The organism is Methanosarcina sp. DH2, from assembly GCF_020804225.1.
Lineage (GTDB): Archaea > Halobacteriota > Methanosarcinia > Methanosarcinales > Methanosarcinaceae > Methanosarcina.
In genome coordinates this window covers 59,929-79,043 of sequence record NZ_WJBI01000009.1, presented here as the reverse complement: position 1 = coordinate 79,043, position 19,115 = coordinate 59,929, and the positions used below count along the sequence as shown (strand labels likewise).

Here is a 19,115-nt window from a genome sequence, read left to right as displayed (position 1 = left end):
ATTGTCTTTCCAATAATGATAAATTCTTACAGGTCTACTAAGAGAGCATGCAAGAAATCATCTTTGACGATATCGGAAGCTATCCACTTCCTGAAGGAGTTAGTAAGGAGTGGATCCGAAATGCCTTTAAAACGAGAGCAGAAGATGAGAAACTCTTTACTGTAATCAACGATGCCTTTCAGCAGAAAATCGATGCAGGTGTAGAGATCCCTACTTACCCTCAGTACCAGGACATGAATGAACAGTTCCTGAAGGTTATCCGGGACTCTGACTGCACCGAAAGTCCCTTTGAGGTAAAACTGGAGTGCGCAAGAATTGAAGAGCTTGAGGCTCTGGAAACTGTCGCAAAAGCCTATAAAGAAAAATTCGGGGAAACCCTAAAGGTCCGGATCTGCGTAACCGGCCCAACCGAACTTTACCTGAAGGAGTTTGGGGGTACACGGTATACGGACATATATTCTCTTTTTGCAAAAAACGTAAATAAATTCGTCCGGAATTCAATGAAATCTGCAAAGCATTTCAAGATTGCAACGGTTTCAATTGACGAGCCGAGCATAGGGCTAAACCCTGAACTTGCCTTTGATGAGAACGATGTCGTCTCTGCCCTTACCGATGCTTCCAAGTCAGCGAGTAAGCGAGGGGCTGATGTGGAGATACACCTTCATTCCGCCCTTTATTACAATTTTGCCTGCGAGACCCCTACGATCAATGTGATAGGGGTAGAATCTGCGGGCACTCCTTCCTACCTGGAGCTTATTGACAAAAAAGTGCTTGAAGATACGGATTCTTTTCTGAGGCTTGGGATTGCAAGAACAGATATTTTTTCCCTGGCAGGAATCCTTAATGAGAGATATTGCACCAATATCTGGAAAGACCAGCAGTACCTTCCCGAAATTGTTACGCAGCTCGAAACTCCGGCTGTAATTGAGAAAAGGCTGAGGCTGGCTTACAGACGTTTTGGCAGCCTGATAAAATATGTTGGTCCTGACTGCGGTCTGGGCTCCTGGCCTAACCAGAGGATAGCTTTTATCCTGCTTTCAAACGTTGCGCAGGGTATCAGGGATTTCAGGGAAAGTTGCTAATCCTGAAACCATTTCTTTTTGATAGTCCAGCCGGAAATATTCGGAAATTCTCTGAACTATATCCGGGTCAGCCCTCATTTTTCTCTCCAGTGGAAATTCTGCTGGACAATGGGAATTTCCTAAAATTAGTCCACTGATGTCAAAGCACAGTAGAAATAAAGGGGTGGTCTTTTTCGGCATTTTTCAGCGCTTTTCCGGTTGGATAAGGTTTCTGGTTAAGTTTATGTTTTATTTATGTTTTATTTATGTTTTATTTATGTTTTATTTATGTTTTATTTATGTTTTTACATACCTTTCTGTCTTTGAGTTTTTATGAGTTTATTCATTAACTCATCATTTGTTTACTCATTCAACCTTCCACGCCTTCTGTCTATGTCATCCATCATATCCAGCATTTTTCGAATAGAAGTCCGGATGGCATCAGATTGGCTGACGAATTTTTTGTTATCTCCTACATGCCTGTTGAGGTCATCCAGTAGCTCCTGTGGGATTTCAACACTTACTTTTGGCATCAGGGTTACACTCCATTGTTTTTCTTCTCTTTGTTTTGAATTTTTTGTCTTTCCTGGTTGATAACTTCTTCCTTCAACTTATCTTCGCCTCTTTTGGACCTGATCAGTTCTTTTACCACAGGGTTTCACAGAAATCGTTTAAAACAGTATGCCTGTTTAGAACAGTTAAGATCTGCTAGAGTTATACAATGCCTGGAGAGCTGTGTAATGATTAGGGGAGCATATAGCATAAGGTTTCTCATCAAACATTGCTCAGGTTTCAAAACATTCTTTAGCCAGGTTATCTGAATCGCCTGAGACTGAATAAAAGAGCCAGATGAAGGTTTAAAATTGTTTTCCAAAAGAATTGTGAAAAAATAAAATTATAGGAAAATAAAATTAGAATAAAAAAATTATAAAAAAAGAATATTGTGAAAAAAATTGATGAGATTAGCGGGCCCGAAGGGATTTGAACCCCCGGCCTATGGATTAAGAGTCCATCGCTCTGCCTGACTAAGCTACGGGCCCACGCACTGTTGTTCTCATTTAATGAGCGACTCTCAGAATGTATTTTCAAATATTTATAGGTTGCGCCCTGGAGGGGTACTCTCTATAGTTTTTCAGTATATGTGTACAGAACTTTTACTGTATTTCCTTTGAGGTCCTGAAGAATTCTACTTTCATCTGAAACAATTGCTTTTTATAGTGAAACTGAATTTTATTCTGGATAGTTTTATTTTTCATGTTATTTTATTCTTAATTTGCCACTACTTATTATGTTTTTGAAATAAGAACTAATAACTCCGAAAATCGGGTTTCAGATAATTTCCTAACTCTTTTATTTTTCTTTTTTACCATGCATTAAAGCAAAATATTATATACAAGCGGATATGAGTATGACCAATTAATTGACTTATTCGAGGCTCTATTGGGGACTAGTTCACCGTAATAGATTAAGTAGAATGCGTACTTCCTAAATTTGGTTTTTCAAGTTTGGCCTGTTAAGTACTGTTTTTACTCTTTTCTGTTCTATAGATGGAGCTTTCGTAAGCTGATTAATAGAAGTCAAAGGAATGAATCTGATGTTTAGAGATGAAAGTAATTCTGTGCCCGTTGAAGAGGGCGAAACTTACGACGTAACTATTCAGGATATCGCTCGCCAGGGAGACGGCATCGCCCGTATCGAAGGCTTTGTAGTTTTTGTCCCGAATACAAGTGTTGGCGACGAAGTCCAGATTAAAGTCGAAAGGGTACTTTCGAAATTTGCATTTGCAAGCGTTGTCGAGTAAGTTTGGGTTGAGAAGTTAATTACTATACAAGTTTTAATTAAAGTAAATTAAAGGAATGATTTTAATGTTCAGAGAAGAAAGTCGCTCAGTCCCTGTCGAAGAGGGTGAAGTCTACGATGTTACAATTCAGGACATTGCTCGCCAGGGAGACGGCATTGCTCGTATTGAGGGTTTTGTAGTCTTTGTCCCTAACACCAGTGTTGGAGACGAAGTCCAGATTAAGGTCGAAAGGGTTCTTCCCAAGTTTGCATTTGCAAGTGTTGTCGAGTAATTCCGCAAGGGAATTAAATTAATACTAAAGATTTAACTAAAGTAAATTAAAGGAATGGTTTTTCATGTTCAGAGAAGAAAGTCGCTCAGTCCCTGTCGAAGAGGGTGAAGTCTACGATGTTACAATTCAGGACATTGCTCGTCAGGGAGACGGCATCGCTCGTATTGAGGGTTTTGTAATCTTTGTCCCGGGCACCAAGGTCGGCGATGAAGTTCGCATTAAGGTCGAAAGGGTACTTCCGAAATTTGCATTTGCAAGCGTTGTCGAGTAAATGCATTTGAGAGAATTACCTGGTTATAATAAACTTTAACCTTTAAAGGAATGGTTTTCATGTTCAGAGAAGAAAGTGGTTCTGTTCCTGTTGAAGAAGGCGAAGTCTACGACGTTACAATTCAGGACATCGCCCGCCAGGGAGACGGCATTGCCCGCATAGAGGGCTTTGTAGTCTTTGTCCCGGGCACCAAGGTAGGCGACGAAGTCAGGATCAAAATCGAAAGGGTACTTCCCAAATACGGTTTTGCCAGCCTTGTTGAGTAAGCAGGACAATTTAAAATAAGAAAAACAGGACTGAAAAATTATGAATAAATCATTTTTCAGTCTTTTTATGGCTAATTTCAAATATTCTTAATAATTTCCGGCCTCCTGATGTGCCGGAATCTCTTTTTCTGCAGTCCTATTTTCATGAGCTGGTTTTTTATTCATATTTTATTCATATATAGTCCTTTACCAATCTTTTGCTGAGGCTCTAAGTTGGGATTTCTGAGGTTTTCTGATAATGAACATTCGATGCTATTATATAATAAGTATTCAATCATACTTTGAAATCGAATTGGCAAAGTTTTTATAAATGCCTTAAGAATCAGTTGTTTACGGCTTTCTTCTATCGATAGCCGGGGACATTAACCCGGAGTGATTTTTAATGATGCGCTTTATCAAGTACCACCCCCGGTCCAACACTTACGTGATTGAAAAAAAAGTTTTTCTTGAAGAGGACGTTATTCTGGACGGCAATGTTATTGTCGGGCAGGAAGTAAAGTTCTGGAAAAGTCTCACTGTGTCTGGAAGGCTTGAACTCGGGAAAGGTTCGATTGTTCAGGGCAATGTGAAAGCCGAAAGTGCCCTTGTTTGTGCGGCAGCAAAAATTCTGGGCAGTATGGAAACGGTCTCCGAACTCGTCCTTCTTGACGGAGCGAAGGTAAATTTTGCAGCCTGCGAAGGGGATATCCGTGTAAGACCTGGCTGCTCTCTCGGTTCAGTTAAAGCGGGAGGGACTCTTGAACTTGTGGGAAAAGTTGCCGTAAAAAGAGTAGAGCCGCTAACAAAAGTGATTATTCGTGCCGAACAATGAGTTCGGTTCGCTTATATCTCATGTTAATGACTTATTCTTACTTTTTTTAGAAAATTTCTCTTTAGCAGATTTCTTTTAACAGCTGCTTTCCTTTGAAGGACCCCTTCTTCGATAACTCTTTTTTTGATTACTTTTCTACACAACTTCTTTGATTACTTTTTCTACACAACTTCTTTGATTACTTTTTCTACACAACTTCTTCTGATTACTTTTTCTACACAACTTCTTTTGGTAACTCTCTTTCGGCAGCTTACTCTCTTCATAGCCTGCACTTTTTTCAACAATTCACTTGCTGAATCTTTCTTCTTCCAGAAGTTTGAGGACGTGGTCTCTTAAACGGTTTACTTCCTGACTGGTGCGGCTTCGCGGGCGAGGCAGGTCCACAGTTACAATCTCCTTTATTCTTCCAGGTCTTGAAGTCATGACCACTATCCTGTCAGAGAGGACGACAGCTTCATCCACACTATGCGTTACAAAAAGGAATGTTACATGTTTTTGTTCCCATATCCTCAGGAGTTCATCCTGGAGTACATTTCGAGTCTGAGCATCAAGAGCTCCGAAGGGTTCGTCCATCAGAAGAACCTCAGGCTCGTTAGCAAGGGCTCTTGCAATGGCTGCTCTCTGCTGCATACCCCCTGAGAGTTCATGCGGGTAGCTGTTTTTGAACTGCCTCAGGCCCACAAGCTCTACATATTTCTCCACCTGTTTCCGGGCTTCACTCTTTTTTATCCCCTGCATTTCCAGTCCAAAAGTGATATTATCTATAACTGTCCTCCAAGGAAAGAGAGAATACTGCTGGAAAACCATGCCTCTTTTGGGGTCAGGGCCTGTTATAGGAACTCCATTGAGTGTGATCTCTCCTGAGGTCAGGGTCTCAAGCCCTGCGGTTATTCGGAGCAGTGTTGTCTTCCCGCAGCCCGAAGGTCCGAGGAGGCAGATAAACTCCCCATCCTGCACATCAAAACTTATATTATGCAGAGCTTCGGTCCCGGATCCATCTTCTTTTTTACTGAAGATACGTGAAACGTTTTTTACGCTTACTCTACCCATTTTATACCACAGTTCCTGAACTCCATCTGAGTAGCTTTGAGTCTACATAATTCCTGAAGAAGCGGTCGATCAAAAGACCTATGAATCCCAGCAGGAGCATATAAACAAGTACAAAATCCATCCTGTGCAGATAATAATTGTGCCATATCTGGTAGCCAAGCCCACTATTGCTGACCCCGAACATCTCTGCAGCTACAAGGCACATCCAGCCTACGCCCATTGCAATCCTGATCCCTGCAGCAATTGAAGGCATGGCTGAGGGAATCGCAACAAACCGGATGAGGTCTATGTTTCGGGTACAGCCAAGAACCTTTGCTGCTTCAACATAAACTCTCGGTACATTTTTGAGACCCGTATAGGTATTGATGATAATGGGAAAGATCATTCCTGCAAATACAACAAAACCTGCTGCCCGATGGGTAAGCCCTAACCATACTATTGCAAAGGGAATCCAGGCAAGAGGAGGAATCGGACGCAGGATTTCTATTATAGGGTCTAGTGCCCTGTTTGCTGCTTTAAACCATCCCATGACAATTCCCAGAGGGATTCCGAGTATAAACGCAGCAGCAATACCAATTGAAAAGTGAAGTAAACTTGTCAGGGTATCCGTATAAAGTAATCCGTTTTTGACAATAACGAAAAAAGAGATTACCACGTCATAAAAACTCGGCAGAAGCAATTTGTTCTGTACGATCCTGTCCGCTGCAAGCTGCCATATAGCAACTGCGAATATAAGAGATAATGCTTCAACGCCTTTTTCTTCGATTGTTTTTATGAAATTAATTTTCATGTCTTATTAAAAGGATTCTTAGTTTTTTATCTTTCCGGCATGTTTCATGTTTTTAAAGTAAATTGGAGTTCAAACTGCCCTTTCTACAATAGGGGCAGTTGAACTTATTCAAAAATATATTTTAATTTTCTTTTTTATTCCTCGTTTATAGCTGCTTCATAGAAGCTAGTGTCAAATATTTCTTCTTCTGTCAGAGGTTTCTGAGTGTACCCAAGCTCATACTGAATGTTTGAGTAATTGACAGTTGAGTCTTCAATCAGTGAAGGGTCTGTAATCCAGGCTCCATCCCATCCCTCGATAGATTTCCTAACAACTTCCACATTCTCTGTAGTCTTGTTTGAATAGATCTGGGCGGCTTCATCTTCGTTTGCCTGGTTGTATTCAGTTGCCTTAATATGGGTTTTTACAATCTGCTCTACAAGATCAGGATGTTCTCTGATAAGTTTTCCACTTACTACGAGCACACAGCAGGCATGGTTCGGACTCATCTCTCCAGATTGTACAATGGTACGCCCGTTACCTTCTTCTTCGACAACTGTTGGGGAAGGATGAGGCAGAAATACAGCATCAACCTGTTTTGCTGAGATAGCGCTGACTGCATCTCCTGGACTCATCCCAAGAACTGTAACATCTTTTTCAGGATCAAGTCCGTTTTCCCTGAGCCAGTCTCTGAGCACGGTATCCTGAATTGTTCCTGGTGGAAAAGTAGCTATTTTAAGCCCCTTTAAGTCCTCAGGACTTTCATATTCGTACTCTGGTCGAAGAACCAGACTTGAGCCATTTATCTGTACAGGCACAACAATCTTTGCATCAAGTCCCTGGCTAAGAGCTGGAATCACAGGGGCTGCCCCAACATAGGCTACGTCCAGGTCTCCAGCCATCATTGCCTGCATTTCCGGAGCGCCTGTCGGAAACTGGTATTCGTTTATTTTTGTAATTCCGTAAGGTGCAAGATCTTCCTGCCACCATCCTTTCTCATAGGCAGTCATGTATGCAATCTGGTGGGTACTCGGCTGGTAACCGATGTTCAGCTGGGTAATTGCAGGGGCTTCTCCAGTTACGTTTTCATCTGTATCTTCATCCTCGGATACACAACCGGATGCAAAGATAGATGCGATCAGCAGTAAAGCAAGGATAAGTATGCTTGATTTTCTCAAAACTTCACCTCAATAATTGCCTCTTCTATCAATTCTTCTATCAATAATAGATCTTACCTGCTAAATAAGATATACTGGGATTGAGTTTTCTTCGGGAAAATCTGCAGGTTTTTTCACCCTTTCTTTGCTGGCTTTTTATAAATTTGTTAAAAAAGCCATCCCATCCCATTCTTTCATTTCTTGCTTGAAATGAAAATTCCCGTGAAAATAAAGGTCAGTCTCTTACGCGTTAATATTCTTTGAAATTTACTATATATATTTTCTCAAATACCTTTCCATTATAACCCAAATGTATTAATACATCTGGAGATATTTCTCATTCAGGAACAAAACTCCTGTAAAACGTAGATCCTTAACATTTATTGAAATTTTTTACAGGATCAGAGGTCGAATTTTAATGAATGTTGCAGAGAAGGTCATCAAATCCGCATTCGAATCCGATGAAGTGTTTCAGAAAACACTTTCCGCTGTAATTAAGGAGGATCTTAACCTTACTGCCGTGGATTTTGCGAAAAAGGCAAACATCCCTCCGAGTACTCTCTATAAGATCCTATCAGGGAACCGGGACCCTAACATCAAAACCCTCCGCCAGATTGTAAAAACGATCCGTGATATCAAGGAGTCAGATAGTGGGGACTTTATCGCCGTAATTGCTGCCCGCTCGGTGCTCGATAACATCGTTGAGACGAAGAAAAAGATTGGCGGCAGGCTTATAACCATCAGGGAGTACTCGGCAATCTCTATGGAAGAAGCAATTATTTCAGCCGTAAATGCTGAAAGGGACGGAGCAAAAGCCCTGGTATGTGCCCCCATAGTGGGCCCTACTGTGGAAAAAATCCTGAATATACCCGTCACAACCATCGCCCCGAAGAACAGCTTGATAGATGCAATCGAACGTGCGATTAAGAAAATGGAGTAAACCCGGATATTTTTTAAAATAAAAAAAACCCGCGTTTTTCAGTTAACGCGGGAATCTGAATTTCGTTTTTGTTTGAGCTTCCTGTTTTCTCAGTTTTCTTTCTCAGTTTTCTTTCTCAGCTTTCTGTTAATCTTACTTTTTAAGGTTCGCTGATTTAACAAGTTCATTCATCTTTGCCTGCAAGGTTGCCACAGTCCAGCCGCCTTTGGTAAACATGTAAGCCATCCCGCCGCCCAGTAACAGGATAATAGTCAGCAGGGCATAAAGCAGCATAGAAGACTTTTCTTTTACCGTATAGGTGGCTTCCTGCCCTCCTACTTTGACAGTATAGGTGCCTGGTACTTCTTCGCTGTGTTCGAAAGTCACTGTTGTGCTTTCACCCACATCAAGGGAAATCTGCTGCGAATCAACCGAACTTCCGTTCACAAACAGTTCTACGTCGTATTCTCCTGCAGCATTACCTGTATTTTCTGCATCAATAGTGATTGTTGCTTCCTTCCCGGCTCTGACTTCTATCGGGTCGATTACCAGGTTGGAGAACTCGAAGACAGCTTCGTAGTCCTTTACATTAACCTCAACACTCTTATCAAGAAAACCCTCTCCGGTGGCGCTTATTTTTAATTTGCCGACTTCCTCAGCAGTGTACGTAATTTTTCCGTCGGATCCGGTTTTCCCAAGAGTTTTACTATTGATTGAGACGTTTGCACCTTCAATAGGGTCTCCTCCGATTGTTTTTAAGGCCTCTATAGTAATCTCATCTCCCACATATACTGTTTCAGGAGAGATATTGAGGCTCATTTTCTCTTTCGGAGGAATGACCTTCATGTTCTTGTTTGCTGTAGTGTACCCATCTTTCTCTGCAGTAACCTTGAAAGTTCCTTCCTCTTCGGCAGTGTACTCAACAATCCCATCGGCATTGGTTTTGCCCGTACTTGTTGAGTTGACCTTTACGGTAATGCCTTCTATCGGGTTTTCACCTGCAGTCACTTCAATATCAAAAGTGTCGCCTACAATAATCTCATCAGGCAAATTTATCTTGAGTTCCCTGCTTTCTCCACTTGCAGTTTCAACTTCAACGAATGGGTAGAACCTGAGAGTGTTGGAATCAGCTGTCTTGAACTTGACATCGCCCATAATATCAATGGTTTCATCGTCATCAAGCCCGATGCCATCATCGTTCTTCATTGTAATGCCATTTTCAGAGGAGACACTGCTGATTTCCATCTCATCGAAGGTATCTCCGTTATTAATCTCAATATAATCATCCGAGATCTGGAAGATACCCTGGGTGAAGACAGCAGAGGTCTCAGTACCTGCAAAAACCGTACCGAAATGGACAATAATTATGGGTACGTCCTCTGCTTCTCCGACTTCTGTTTCATAGATGTAGTCGTCATTCGAGGTGACGAATTCGTCATCTACAACTTCTCCGTCCTTTTCAAGCTGGACCCAGACGCTTTCTCCGTTAATATCAACTTCCAGGATGTTCAGAGAATAGCCGTCCTCAAGCACAAGGGCAGAGCCTGAGTACATGGACTCTTTGTCATCACTGTCTGTAAGGACCTTGGAAAGGACATTATCCGAGAGGAGGCTTACACCATCAATTTCTCCATTGACGGTATTATCAGGATATCCTGCAAAGTATTTCTCTGCCATGAACCCGACAACTGTGAAATTGCCCCATTGGTCATGTTCAAATTCAACAGGTTGGGGTGTGGATGTGTAGACAAGTTTTCCCGAGGGAATTTCCCTGCCATCTAACTGTTGGATTTCCAGCTTTTCGGTTCCTATTCCCTCATCTATGTTGTAATAGAAGCCTTCAAAGTTGTAGGGAGTCCAGGTTGGAAGAGAGTCTCCATCGACATCTTTATCATAGACAGTCCCGCGCAGTTCATAAATTCCTTCTTCCGAGGTATCAAGGACCGGGGCAAAGCGCAGTTTGCTGTCATCAGCCACCTGAATCTGTATCTTGCCCATAAGGTCGATTGTGTCCCCTTTATCAAGGCTTATATCATCCTCATTCTTCATTCTTATTTCACTGCTACTGATGGACGTTACTTCCATTTCCCCATAGGAATCGTCTTTTGTAAGTTCTATATAGGTGTCTGAGACCTGGAAGATACCCTGTATGAAGACAGCAGAGGTCTCAGCGCCTGCAAAAACCGTGCCGAAATGGACAATGATTATGGGTACGTCTTCTGATTCTCCTACTTCGGTTTCATAGATGTAATTACTATCCGAGGTGATGAAATCATCATCTACTACGTCTCCATCCTTTTCAAGCTGGACCCAGACGCTTTTTCCATTGATATCAACTTCCACAATATTCAGGGCATAACCGTCTTCAAGCTCAAAGGAATCTCCTGAATATGCGGACTCTTTATCATCACTGTCGATCAGGATCTTGGAAAGTACGCCGTCGGATATCAGGCTTACATCTTCCCCTATAACAGTGGAGTTAGTTTTACTGTAACCTGCGAAATATTTCTCTGCCATGAATCCTATTATCTGGTATGAACCCCAGCTCCCGTATTCAAACGCAGTTTCGGTAGGTTTTGTGGTATACTCGATGTCTCCGTCATCTATGTTTCTGCCTATTCCCGTAATGGTCATTTCTTCAGAAGACTCTCCGGTATCAAGGTCATAGTAGAAGCCTGAGTAACTCTGAGCGTTCCATGTGTATGTAGTGGATAACCCAAGGTCTTCATCCCAGATCCTGTTCCCGCTTAAATAGTACTTAGACTGGACTGTTATATTCCACGTTTTTGTCGATGGAGCATAAGTACCGCTGGGGTCAGTTACCACTGCTTTAAGAGTGTAGGGGCCTGAAGTATCTCCTTTAAATTCATATAAAGACGAAGTTATGTCGCTTCCGCTATCTGTTTTCTTCGTTTCGTTACCGACAATCCAGTCTACTTTGATATTTGAGATGCTTGTGGTTGTAGAGTTGGCATAGAAAGTCTGTGACGCTCCCTGAGATATCTCAACTTTTTCATTTTGAGGATTAAAGTCTATGGACATGTTATTTGTTGAAGAACCTACTGTCCACGTCCATTGATAGCTGGCGGTTTCTGTACCATTCTGTGCTATAACAGTGACGTTATGTGTGGCTGCTGAAGATGAAACATTTTGATATGTTTCTGATGTTACTCCAGTGGCCGAATCAACGAGGGCTCCATTCATGTACCAGGTAATATCAGCGACCTTATTTGTCTCAACACGGAATTCTTGAGACTCATTTATTCCTGTGCTTTTATCTTTCTCAGGAGATGTGCTCGTAATTTCTAGTTGAGTGTTCTCAATAGTCCAAGTTCTGCTCTCGCCAGTTGATTGAACAGTGGCTATAATATTGTACGGGCCGGTCTGAACTGTATGTTCGAGATAAGAAGTGTTCGTTCCAGCATCATATGAGGTTTCTGATACCGAGGATCCACCAACCAACCACTCAATCGTTGTTGATTCGTTTGTTTGGATACTGAACGTTTTAAGTTCGTCCACTATCCCTTGCACAGTCGAATTCTCTGCGGGTGCTACTATACTTGGAACTGCACTTGCAGTCCCGCAGAACAATAGCCCGAGCGCCAGAATTGCTGTAAATATTTGTAGACTAGCTTTTTTCATATTCTATCCTTCTGAACCTTGTGCATAAATTATATAGTTACGAATTTAGTCAGTTTAACCTGAAGTTTGTTCTATTTTTGTGATCGTGTGAATTTTATCAGCCAATAATTTTTAATTTTCCTTCTCTCACTCCAGGCTTTTAGTTTATGGGGGGTTAACGTCAGTTTATTCAGGAAGGCTAATTAGCCGTTTCAGCTTTTAGCTGCTGGTATCCCCGCTGTTCTATAGCTGTCAGCCTGAATTCCGGGGATTCGAGCATAATGCCCGTTTCATACTTTGTGCATTCCCCTATGATAGTCAAGTTACATATATTTTGTACTTTTTTCAGCCGTTCAGGGTCAACTGTGAAAATAAGTTCGAAGTCTCCGCCTGTGTAAAGGGCAAATTCCAGCAGTTCCTCCGGACCTGAGGCAAACTCTCTGACTTCCGGGAGGATGGGAAGGGCATTTTCCCTTATCTTGAAACCTATTTTACTCTGCCTGGCAAGGTCATGAAGAGACATAGCAAGTCCGTCACTTGTATCCATCATGGATGTGACTGCACCCGACTCAGCCAGTTTCCGGGCTTCCTGTGTTCGGGGAATAGGTTCAAAAAGAGCCTTCAGGACGGTTTCGCTGACCGACTTTTTTGACTGAATCGCCTTAAGGGCGGCTCCGGCTGACCCTGTATATCCTGTAACGCAGACAAGGTCTCCGGGCTTTGCCCCTTTTCGAAGGAGGAGCTGGCTTTTTTTAACTCTTCCCAGGGCTGTCCCTGTAATTGTCAGTTCTGCATGGGTATCGAGGTCACCTCCGATAACAGCAGTACCGCAGAACTCGGCACACGCCTGTATGCCTCTTGCAAGATCTTCGACAAAAGCAATCTCAGTATCTGCAGGCATGCCTATAGCCATCAGGAGCCCTGCAGGCTCTGCACCCATGGCTGCAATATCGCTCAGGTTTACGGCTGCGGACATCCAGCCCATCTGCCAGGGAGTCATCTCTGCCGGAAAATCCGTGGTCCTGTGCAGCATATCAGTCGTAGCAACCAGGCAGTCTTCACCTTTCAGGTCAAGGACAGCACAGTCATCGGAACCGGCACCTATAATGATTCCTTTCTGTCCTCTATCCTTTCCTTCAGGGGCATTGAAAATCTCAGATAAGCGGGAGATTAGAGCGCGCTCTCCGACGGAAGATACTTTTATTTCTTTCATGGTCATTTTTTGGGAGCGATTACTTCTGCTTTCCTTTTTTATAGATACGTCCCTTTCTCCGGGTTAAAATGGACTGAGTTCCTCTCCTTTATTTAACTTTTGTAACCCTGAAGGTTACACAAAAGTTTGGTGGCGTGCATACAGGAGTTTTCGGTATTATGCAGGAATACAGAAGGGATATTGCCGGAGAAACTATAGGGAAACTTTCCGGATATCTGTACTTTCCGGTACAGTGTATTGAATTCCAAGCAAGTGGGGTTTTACCAGGGGTTTAATCAGTGTCTTTTATGCTTTGGCATGTATAAGACTTTTGTAAACTTCAAATGAATTTGAACCTAAAGCATACTTTTTCTGTAAAAATTGGTAGGTAGAAACCTGTAGGTAAAAACTTGGTAGGTAAAATCAATGAGATAGGAATCAATGAAAAGGTGGAAAGGGTTAATGGATCAAAATATGTTTAGAAGAATATAAGCAAAAATGCAAAAATGCAGTAGAATGCAGCGAAAAATACCATAAATATATAATAAGTTCTGGTAAATTATCAGCTGCCAGTAAAATTGCTTGATGATCAGGTCAGGATAAAGTTACTTGATGATCAGATTAGAGTAAGGTTATTTGATGATTCCAAATCGAATCAAACAATTTCTTCTCCTTCTTCTTTTGTCCTTATCCTTACTTTTCCCAGGAAGCCTTTTGCTATTTCTCCAAGTTTTAGAAGTTCTTCCCTTTCCAGAACCCTGATTTTCCTGAGATCCTCCTGAAGGCTGTGTTCCGGGATTCCCTGCTGCAATACATAGGTAACTTCCCTGTTTTTCACGTTTTTCGAAATCCAGGCAACTACACTGGCAATGTCTTCTTCGCTTCCGATTAAACCCCTTATTACTGTCGTCCGTAGCTCCAGTTCCACGCCGCTGGCATCTGCAGTCTCTATCGTTTTTGCAACGGCTACAATGATCTCCTCTGGAGTTTTTTTGAAGACACTGCTTGCCCCTTTATATTCCTTCCATCCTGCGACCTTTCCATAGAGCTCTGGATCATCAAGAGGGGCTTTTATGTCGATAAATAACTTATCAACCAGTTTTCGCTCAACAAGCTCATTCACTCTTTCAGGGTAGCAGCCGTTTGTGTGGATTCCAACTAAAAGCCCGAGACTCTTTGCAAACTCAGCCAGGGGAATAACAGCTTCCTGCATAAGGGGCTCCCCTCCCGAAAAAACAACCGTGCTTACAAAAGGTTTTGATGTTTTAATCTCCTCCTTCACAAAGTCAAGTTCTACCAGACTCGATCTTTCAAGGTACGGATGGTTCTGGCAGTAAGGGCAGCGAAGAGGACATCCTCGAAAAAAGATGGTGATCGCAGCCTTTCCTGTCCAGTCAAGAGTTGAGATCGGGACAGTGCCTGCGTAATTCACTTTCATAGCAGTTACCATTTCCAATTTACATAATTACGATTTCTATTTTGCGTAAAAAAAGAGTTTAAGGGAACTCACCTGAGTTCCCCTGTGTTGTAGCGCTTCCTGTCCTTAAGTTCCTGGCGCTTGCCCCTGTTCCAGCCTTCTACGGACTGGAGATAGCCAGTAATCCTTGAGAGGTGCTGCACGTTTTCAGACCCGCACTTCGGGCATTTGTCCAGCAGGCCAGTGGCTACATATCCCTCGTCAGTGCATACTGTCATGTCCCTTGTGAAGGCAAAGTAACCCGTCTGTGTGTTCTTTGCTATATGCATGGCAAGCTCCTGCAGGCCGTCAGGGTCAGGTTTCCCTTCTCCAAGCCAGATATGCATGATATTTCCGCCATCTACTATCGGGAAGAAAGTGTGTTCGTACTTTATCCTTTCAGGCAGGGAAATATCGGCTCCGGGAGGAATGTGAGTTCCGTTGGTATAGTAAATTGGCAGATCGCGCGTCTCGTTGAACTCCTTCATTGCGGTCTTCAAATCCCCTTTAATTGTGAGTTCGGCTTTGTCAGCGTATTCCCTGTGCAGGAGGTCTGAAACTGCAAAACGCTGGGCTGTAGTTTCTGCAGGAGTCCTTGCAAGGGCAATTTCCATGCCGTTTTCCTTCGAGAGCTTCTGAGCATGCATTTTCATTTCGAACATAGCCCTGATGGCAAGCTTATACGCAGCAGGAGACTCGTGGATCTGGTAGCCAGTGTGGTACTGGACCATCTCATTGATCCCTACTATTCCAATAGTATACACAAGGCTGTCGAAGTCCACAGCCATTGCCCCTTTCTCCCCGGTGTTCGGGTCCTTGGGGCACTGGGCTGCAAAGGGGATCCTGTTTTTCTTGATCAGGCTGTTCATCCATCTTCTCTTGATCTTGAAGACTTCCACACCTCTGTTCATCAGGGTCTTGAGCTCATTGAATAGTTTTTCGTCATCATATTCAGCTCTGTATGCTGCCCTGGGACAGTTTAAAGACAGGACCATCCATGAGCCCATGGAGAAATGTTTTCCATCCTTGAAACGAAGCTTATCACCGAATTCTTTATCGTCGGTAGGATTTGCAGAGAACTGGTAGGCACAGCACTGGTAGCATGAAATTCCTTCTCCTGCGCCTCTGTACTCCGGAAGCTGGTTATCAAAATAGGGGGTTCCGAATTTGGCAGCCAGTTCAAAGGTCATCCTGTAAAGTTCTTTGTAAGTCGGAAGCTCGGGGTGAACCCTGTTAAAACTCTCGTCCTCTTCCATGAAGTCGGGTTCGAGAGAGATTTCTGGTTTCGGGAAGCTGAAAGGTTTGCCCCAGGCGTCTCCTTCAAGCATGACATCCATAAGAGCCCTGAACCCGAGACGGACCTCTTTTTCGAATTCTCCGTAGGTTCTGAGAGGAGCCTGCTTTCCGTCCCAGACTTTGCCCATGGCCACGATAGGAATGTTTTTCCAGAGCCTCGGAACTCCGGGGGAAAGCTGCACAGAAGAAAAGACAGTCTGTCCGCCTCTTGCACACATCATCTGCATCATTTCATAAACGAACATCTGCATAAGCTGCCTGATCTCAACTTCGGACTTGCCTTCCAGATAAGGGGCGATAAAGGTCAGAAAATTGTAAAAGCCCTGCCCGCCTGCGAAATTAGTCTGGGCTGAGCCCATCGCCTTTACAGCATGAAGGAAAGCTACTTCGGCATTCTTTGCGGGTTTTGCAACACTTGATTGTGTTCCTACTCCGTCAGGCATAAGCCCGTAATAAAAGAAGTAGCGAAGGTCCCAGTCCTGGCAAAAAGGTCTTGTGCCCATGTATTCGAGGTCATGGATGTGGAAGTCGCCATTAAGGTGCAGGTCTGCAAGCTCTTTTGGCATCAGTAGGAGATTTTGCTCTTTGGACATTTTGTCGGCTTTTCTTTTATGCGAAGTCTCAGCATTGTTCAGCTGGTTTGCATTATCGTTTGCCCCAAAGCCGTATCCGGAGTCGATTTCATAGGCATCGTAAACAGACGCCCCGACTCTTGTCATTATATTTCTCCATTCCACATGCCCTCTGTCAAGAAGAATATTGTTTACTATTTCACGGATAAGAGGCCCTGACAGGAACTTAATATTCATCTTTCGGATGATTCTTTCCGCTTCTTTTGCAATATCAACGGCTTCTTCTTTTGTGATTGAGGGTTTATTATAGAAGATCTCGCTTAATTTTGTTTCTTTCAGGAGCTGGCTTACAATGATATTCCTGTCCCAGTTAAGAATGAAACCTTCTGTTGTCCTGACTCTGGGGAGAGGAGAGACGGACAGCCCATCAAGTGTCTTTTGTACGGGCTGATTGTCAGATAACTGGTCATTTTTGGGGAGGGAAGAGGTAGAGAGCCCGATAAGTGCCTGTTGCACTGGCTGGCTGTCAGATAATTCGTCATTGGTTAAGAAAATCTCGCCTGTCATTTTCTCATCTTCAGCAGTTGTATAGGATAGGATGGAATCTGCAAAGTTTTTAATTGTTTTTATATTTTCAGATGCCTGCATTATACAATTCCCAGGAGTTTTTCCGAGTCCACTTCTTCCCCGCGGAAGAGCTCTTCATGTGTCAGGAACATGTCATTATTAATCTGTAAAACAGGCGCTGTCACTGTAAAGACTCCATTGAAGCGCAGTTCAGTCAGGGCTTCCGGTGTAGACATATCTGCTACTTCGAAAGGTACTGAATTTGATTCCAGAAATTTCTTCAATTTATTGCACTTAGGACAACGTTCCGTTGTGTATACTATTATTTTTGCCATGCTTTGCGCCCCTCTATTTATTGTACAGTATTTATGGTACAGTATATTTTTGCATTTTTTCTCGTATCTTGCATGTTTTTTACATGCATCTTTCTGACATATCTCTTTTATTTTCAGTGTGTCGGGAATGAGTATGCTGGTGCAGAGCATCGCAACAATAAAACAAAACTCCACACGGGTACCATTCCTTAGCCAACCCTATTAATCGTATAATAACTCTCCCAAACTAGTCAGCAATATCGGAACAGGGCATGCAGTTTCCAAAGAGTGCCCTTTAGATATCATTTTTCACTCTATTGAGTGAGGTTATCTTTATTTCCAGGTAATTATTCTAAATGCCCGATCTTACTTATAATGGTTTTTCAACCCATCTTTGGATATAATAACCCTCTTACTTTGTATACAAAGATAGCTATTTGTTATCAGATCTGGTGACAAACTTAAGGGCTTCTGTTTTTAAAAAAATGCCTGATTTGTGAAAACATTTTCAAGTACAGAAGACTTTATCTGGTGTGGAAGGCACTTTAATGGATATAGTTATGGATATCATATATATGGCTTTATTCCTTGAGAACATTATAATATATTAGTGAAGGACGTCTCCAGTGTATTTTTGCCGCGTAAAAAAATGTGACCTGTAGCAAAAGACTATGGTTATAAATAAAGAGAGACTCTTTTATGACATATTCTTTTATATGTCTTCCATAGTTTTATTTCGTTATAGAACCTTTGAATCTTTCGGGTTTCCTAATTTAGATCCTGAATTTCAATTCTCCATTTCTTAAACTCCCTCTTTTTTAACTCTTCGGTTCAGTGTTCCTCTTTTTATGATTTCATGTTCTTCTTTTCCCTATCTCTATCTTCCTCTTCTCCTGTTTCTTTTACCTTTTTATGTCTCCGCAGCTTTATTTTTAGAAAAAGACAAAAAGTGACGAAAAAAGCATTATATCATGGGTCTTTCATACCTCTCTCAAGTGCAAAAAGAGGTGTCACGTCATAGAGAAACTATTACCTTCCGGTTGTAAGCCCCTTGACGACCTCCTGGGAGGAGGTTTCGAGAGAGGGATCGTAACTCAGGTCTTCGGAGCCGCAGGGACCGGAAAAACAAACATCTGCATCCAGCTTGCAGTGGAATGTGTAAAGCAGGGGCAGAAAGTCATTTTCATAGATACTGAAGGGCTTTCTCCTGTTCGTTTCAAACAGATCGCAGGAGAAAATGCAAAGGAAATAGCCAGGAGCATAATTATCTATGAACCCCTGAGTTTTGAAGAGCAGTATGCAGCTGTAAGAGAGGTGGAGAGAATAGCAGGTGAGAATATCGGACTCGTGGTTCTGGACTCTGCGACTTCATATTACAGGTTTGAACTCGAAGATGAGGAGACCGGCATAAAAAACCGTAGAGAACTTGCTAACCAGATAGGGTTCTTGCATGCCCTTTCTCGTAAATACGGTTTTACCGCAATTATAACAAATCAGGTATATTCAGACATGACTGCAGGAGGAGTGCGCCCATTGGGGGGAACTTCTCTGGAACACATTTCAAAGACAATCATCCAGCTGGAAAAAACAGGTACAGGTACAAGACGCGCCATTCTCTATAAACACCGCTCACGTCCTGAAGGCTCAAGCGCAGAATTTACAATTACAGCAGAAGGGATTCGTTAAATCGGTAAAAAGATTGAGTGAATTCCGTAGAAAAT

Annotated in this window: 17 protein-coding genes and 1 tRNA gene; 8 read left to right on the top strand and 10 right to left on the bottom strand. The window is 42.5% G+C overall.

Features of this window, described 5'->3' with window-relative positions:
* Nucleotides 1-47: 47 nt before the first annotated feature.
* On the top strand, nucleotides 48-1,082 hold the full coding sequence (locus tag FXV91_RS11610; protein WP_229390763.1) for a methionine synthase: 1,035 nt from the start codon (nucleotides 48-50) through the stop codon (nucleotides 1,080-1,082).
* A gap of 341 nt (nucleotides 1,083-1,423) precedes the next feature.
* Here the strand turns inward: FXV91_RS11610 and FXV91_RS11605 are convergent, their stop codons facing one another.
* Entirely contained in the window at nucleotides 1,424-1,594 is a 171-nt protein-coding gene (locus FXV91_RS11605; protein WP_048128601.1) for a CopG family transcriptional regulator, read from the bottom strand.
* Between the two features lie 433 nt (nucleotides 1,595-2,027).
* A tRNA-Lys gene (locus FXV91_RS11600) sits at nucleotides 2,028-2,101 on the bottom strand.
* Between the two features lie 554 nt (nucleotides 2,102-2,655).
* Here FXV91_RS11600 and FXV91_RS11595 point away from each other — a divergent pair.
* From FXV91_RS11595 to FXV91_RS11575, 5 genes are all read left to right on the top strand, one after another.
* Nucleotides 2,656-2,862: a TRAM domain-containing protein gene (locus FXV91_RS11595; protein ID WP_229390786.1), complete on the top strand. Its 207-nt coding sequence runs from the start codon at nucleotides 2,656-2,658 to the stop codon at nucleotides 2,860-2,862.
* A gap of 64 nt (nucleotides 2,863-2,926) precedes the next feature.
* Nucleotides 2,927-3,133, top strand: a complete 207-nt coding sequence (locus tag FXV91_RS11590; protein WP_048130082.1) for a TRAM domain-containing protein — start codon at nucleotides 2,927-2,929, stop codon at nucleotides 3,131-3,133.
* A gap of 64 nt (nucleotides 3,134-3,197) precedes the next feature.
* A complete protein-coding gene (locus tag FXV91_RS11585) occupies nucleotides 3,198-3,404 on the top strand; it encodes a TRAM domain-containing protein (protein WP_011033303.1) in 207 nt (68 codons plus the stop codon).
* Nucleotides 3,405-3,463: 59 nt separating this feature from the next.
* Nucleotides 3,464-3,670, top strand: coding sequence for a TRAM domain-containing protein (locus tag FXV91_RS11580; RefSeq protein ID WP_229390762.1), 207 nt, complete (start codon nucleotides 3,464-3,466; stop codon nucleotides 3,668-3,670).
* Nucleotides 3,671-4,052: 382 nt separating this feature from the next.
* Complete coding sequence (locus FXV91_RS11575) at nucleotides 4,053-4,481, top strand: polymer-forming cytoskeletal protein (RefSeq protein WP_229390761.1); 429 nt, start codon at nucleotides 4,053-4,055, stop codon at nucleotides 4,479-4,481.
* A gap of 285 nt (nucleotides 4,482-4,766) precedes the next feature.
* Here the strand turns inward: FXV91_RS11575 and FXV91_RS11570 are convergent, their stop codons facing one another.
* The 3 genes from FXV91_RS11570 to FXV91_RS11560 form a co-directional block, all read right to left on the bottom strand.
* Nucleotides 4,767-5,531 carry an ABC transporter ATP-binding protein gene (locus FXV91_RS11570; protein ID WP_229390760.1) on the bottom strand — a complete coding sequence of 255 codons (765 nt, stop codon included), beginning with the start codon at nucleotides 5,529-5,531 and terminating at the stop codon, nucleotides 4,767-4,769.
* Between the two features lies 1 nt (nucleotide 5,532).
* Nucleotides 5,533-6,321, bottom strand: a complete 789-nt coding sequence (locus FXV91_RS11565; protein WP_229390759.1) for an ABC transporter permease — start codon at nucleotides 6,319-6,321, stop codon at nucleotides 5,533-5,535.
* A 134-nt stretch (nucleotides 6,322-6,455) separates the two neighbouring features.
* On the bottom strand, nucleotides 6,456-7,478 hold the full coding sequence (locus FXV91_RS11560) for an ABC transporter substrate-binding protein (protein WP_229390758.1): 1,023 nt from the start codon (nucleotides 7,476-7,478) through the stop codon (nucleotides 6,456-6,458).
* Nucleotides 7,479-7,875: 397 nt separating this feature from the next.
* On the opposite strand from FXV91_RS11560, the gene FXV91_RS11555 reads away from it, so the two are divergent.
* Nucleotides 7,876-8,397 carry a helix-turn-helix domain-containing protein gene (locus FXV91_RS11555; protein ID WP_229390757.1) on the top strand — a complete coding sequence of 174 codons (522 nt, stop codon included), beginning with the start codon at nucleotides 7,876-7,878 and terminating at the stop codon, nucleotides 8,395-8,397.
* Between the two features lie 132 nt (nucleotides 8,398-8,529).
* Here the strand turns inward: FXV91_RS11555 and FXV91_RS11550 are convergent, their stop codons facing one another.
* From FXV91_RS11550 to FXV91_RS11530, 5 genes are all read right to left on the bottom strand, one after another.
* A complete protein-coding gene (locus FXV91_RS11550; protein ID WP_229390756.1) occupies nucleotides 8,530-12,018 on the bottom strand; it encodes an S-layer protein domain-containing protein in 3,489 nt (1,162 codons plus the stop codon).
* A 178-nt stretch (nucleotides 12,019-12,196) separates the two neighbouring features.
* Nucleotides 12,197-13,210, bottom strand: a complete 1,014-nt coding sequence (thiL, locus tag FXV91_RS11545; protein WP_229390755.1) for a thiamine-phosphate kinase — start codon at nucleotides 13,208-13,210, stop codon at nucleotides 12,197-12,199.
* A gap of 634 nt (nucleotides 13,211-13,844) precedes the next feature.
* Nucleotides 13,845-14,627 (bottom strand): anaerobic ribonucleoside-triphosphate reductase activating protein, encoded by a 783-nt coding sequence (locus tag FXV91_RS11540; protein WP_229390754.1) that lies wholly within the window; start codon nucleotides 14,625-14,627, stop codon nucleotides 13,845-13,847.
* Nucleotides 14,628-14,695: 68 nt separating this feature from the next.
* Entirely contained in the window at nucleotides 14,696-17,080 is a 2,385-nt protein-coding gene (gene nrdD, locus FXV91_RS11535) for an anaerobic ribonucleoside-triphosphate reductase (protein WP_229390785.1), read from the bottom strand.
* Between the two features lie 80 nt (nucleotides 17,081-17,160).
* Nucleotides 17,161-17,415, bottom strand: coding sequence for a glutaredoxin family protein (locus FXV91_RS11530; protein WP_229390753.1), 255 nt, complete (start codon nucleotides 17,413-17,415; stop codon nucleotides 17,161-17,163).
* A gap of 942 nt (nucleotides 17,416-18,357) precedes the next feature.
* Here FXV91_RS11530 and radB point away from each other — a divergent pair.
* Nucleotides 18,358-19,080: a DNA repair and recombination protein RadB gene (gene radB / locus FXV91_RS11525; RefSeq protein WP_345945509.1), complete on the top strand. Its 723-nt coding sequence runs from the start codon at nucleotides 18,358-18,360 to the stop codon at nucleotides 19,078-19,080.
* Nucleotides 19,081-19,115 lie beyond the last annotated feature (35 nt).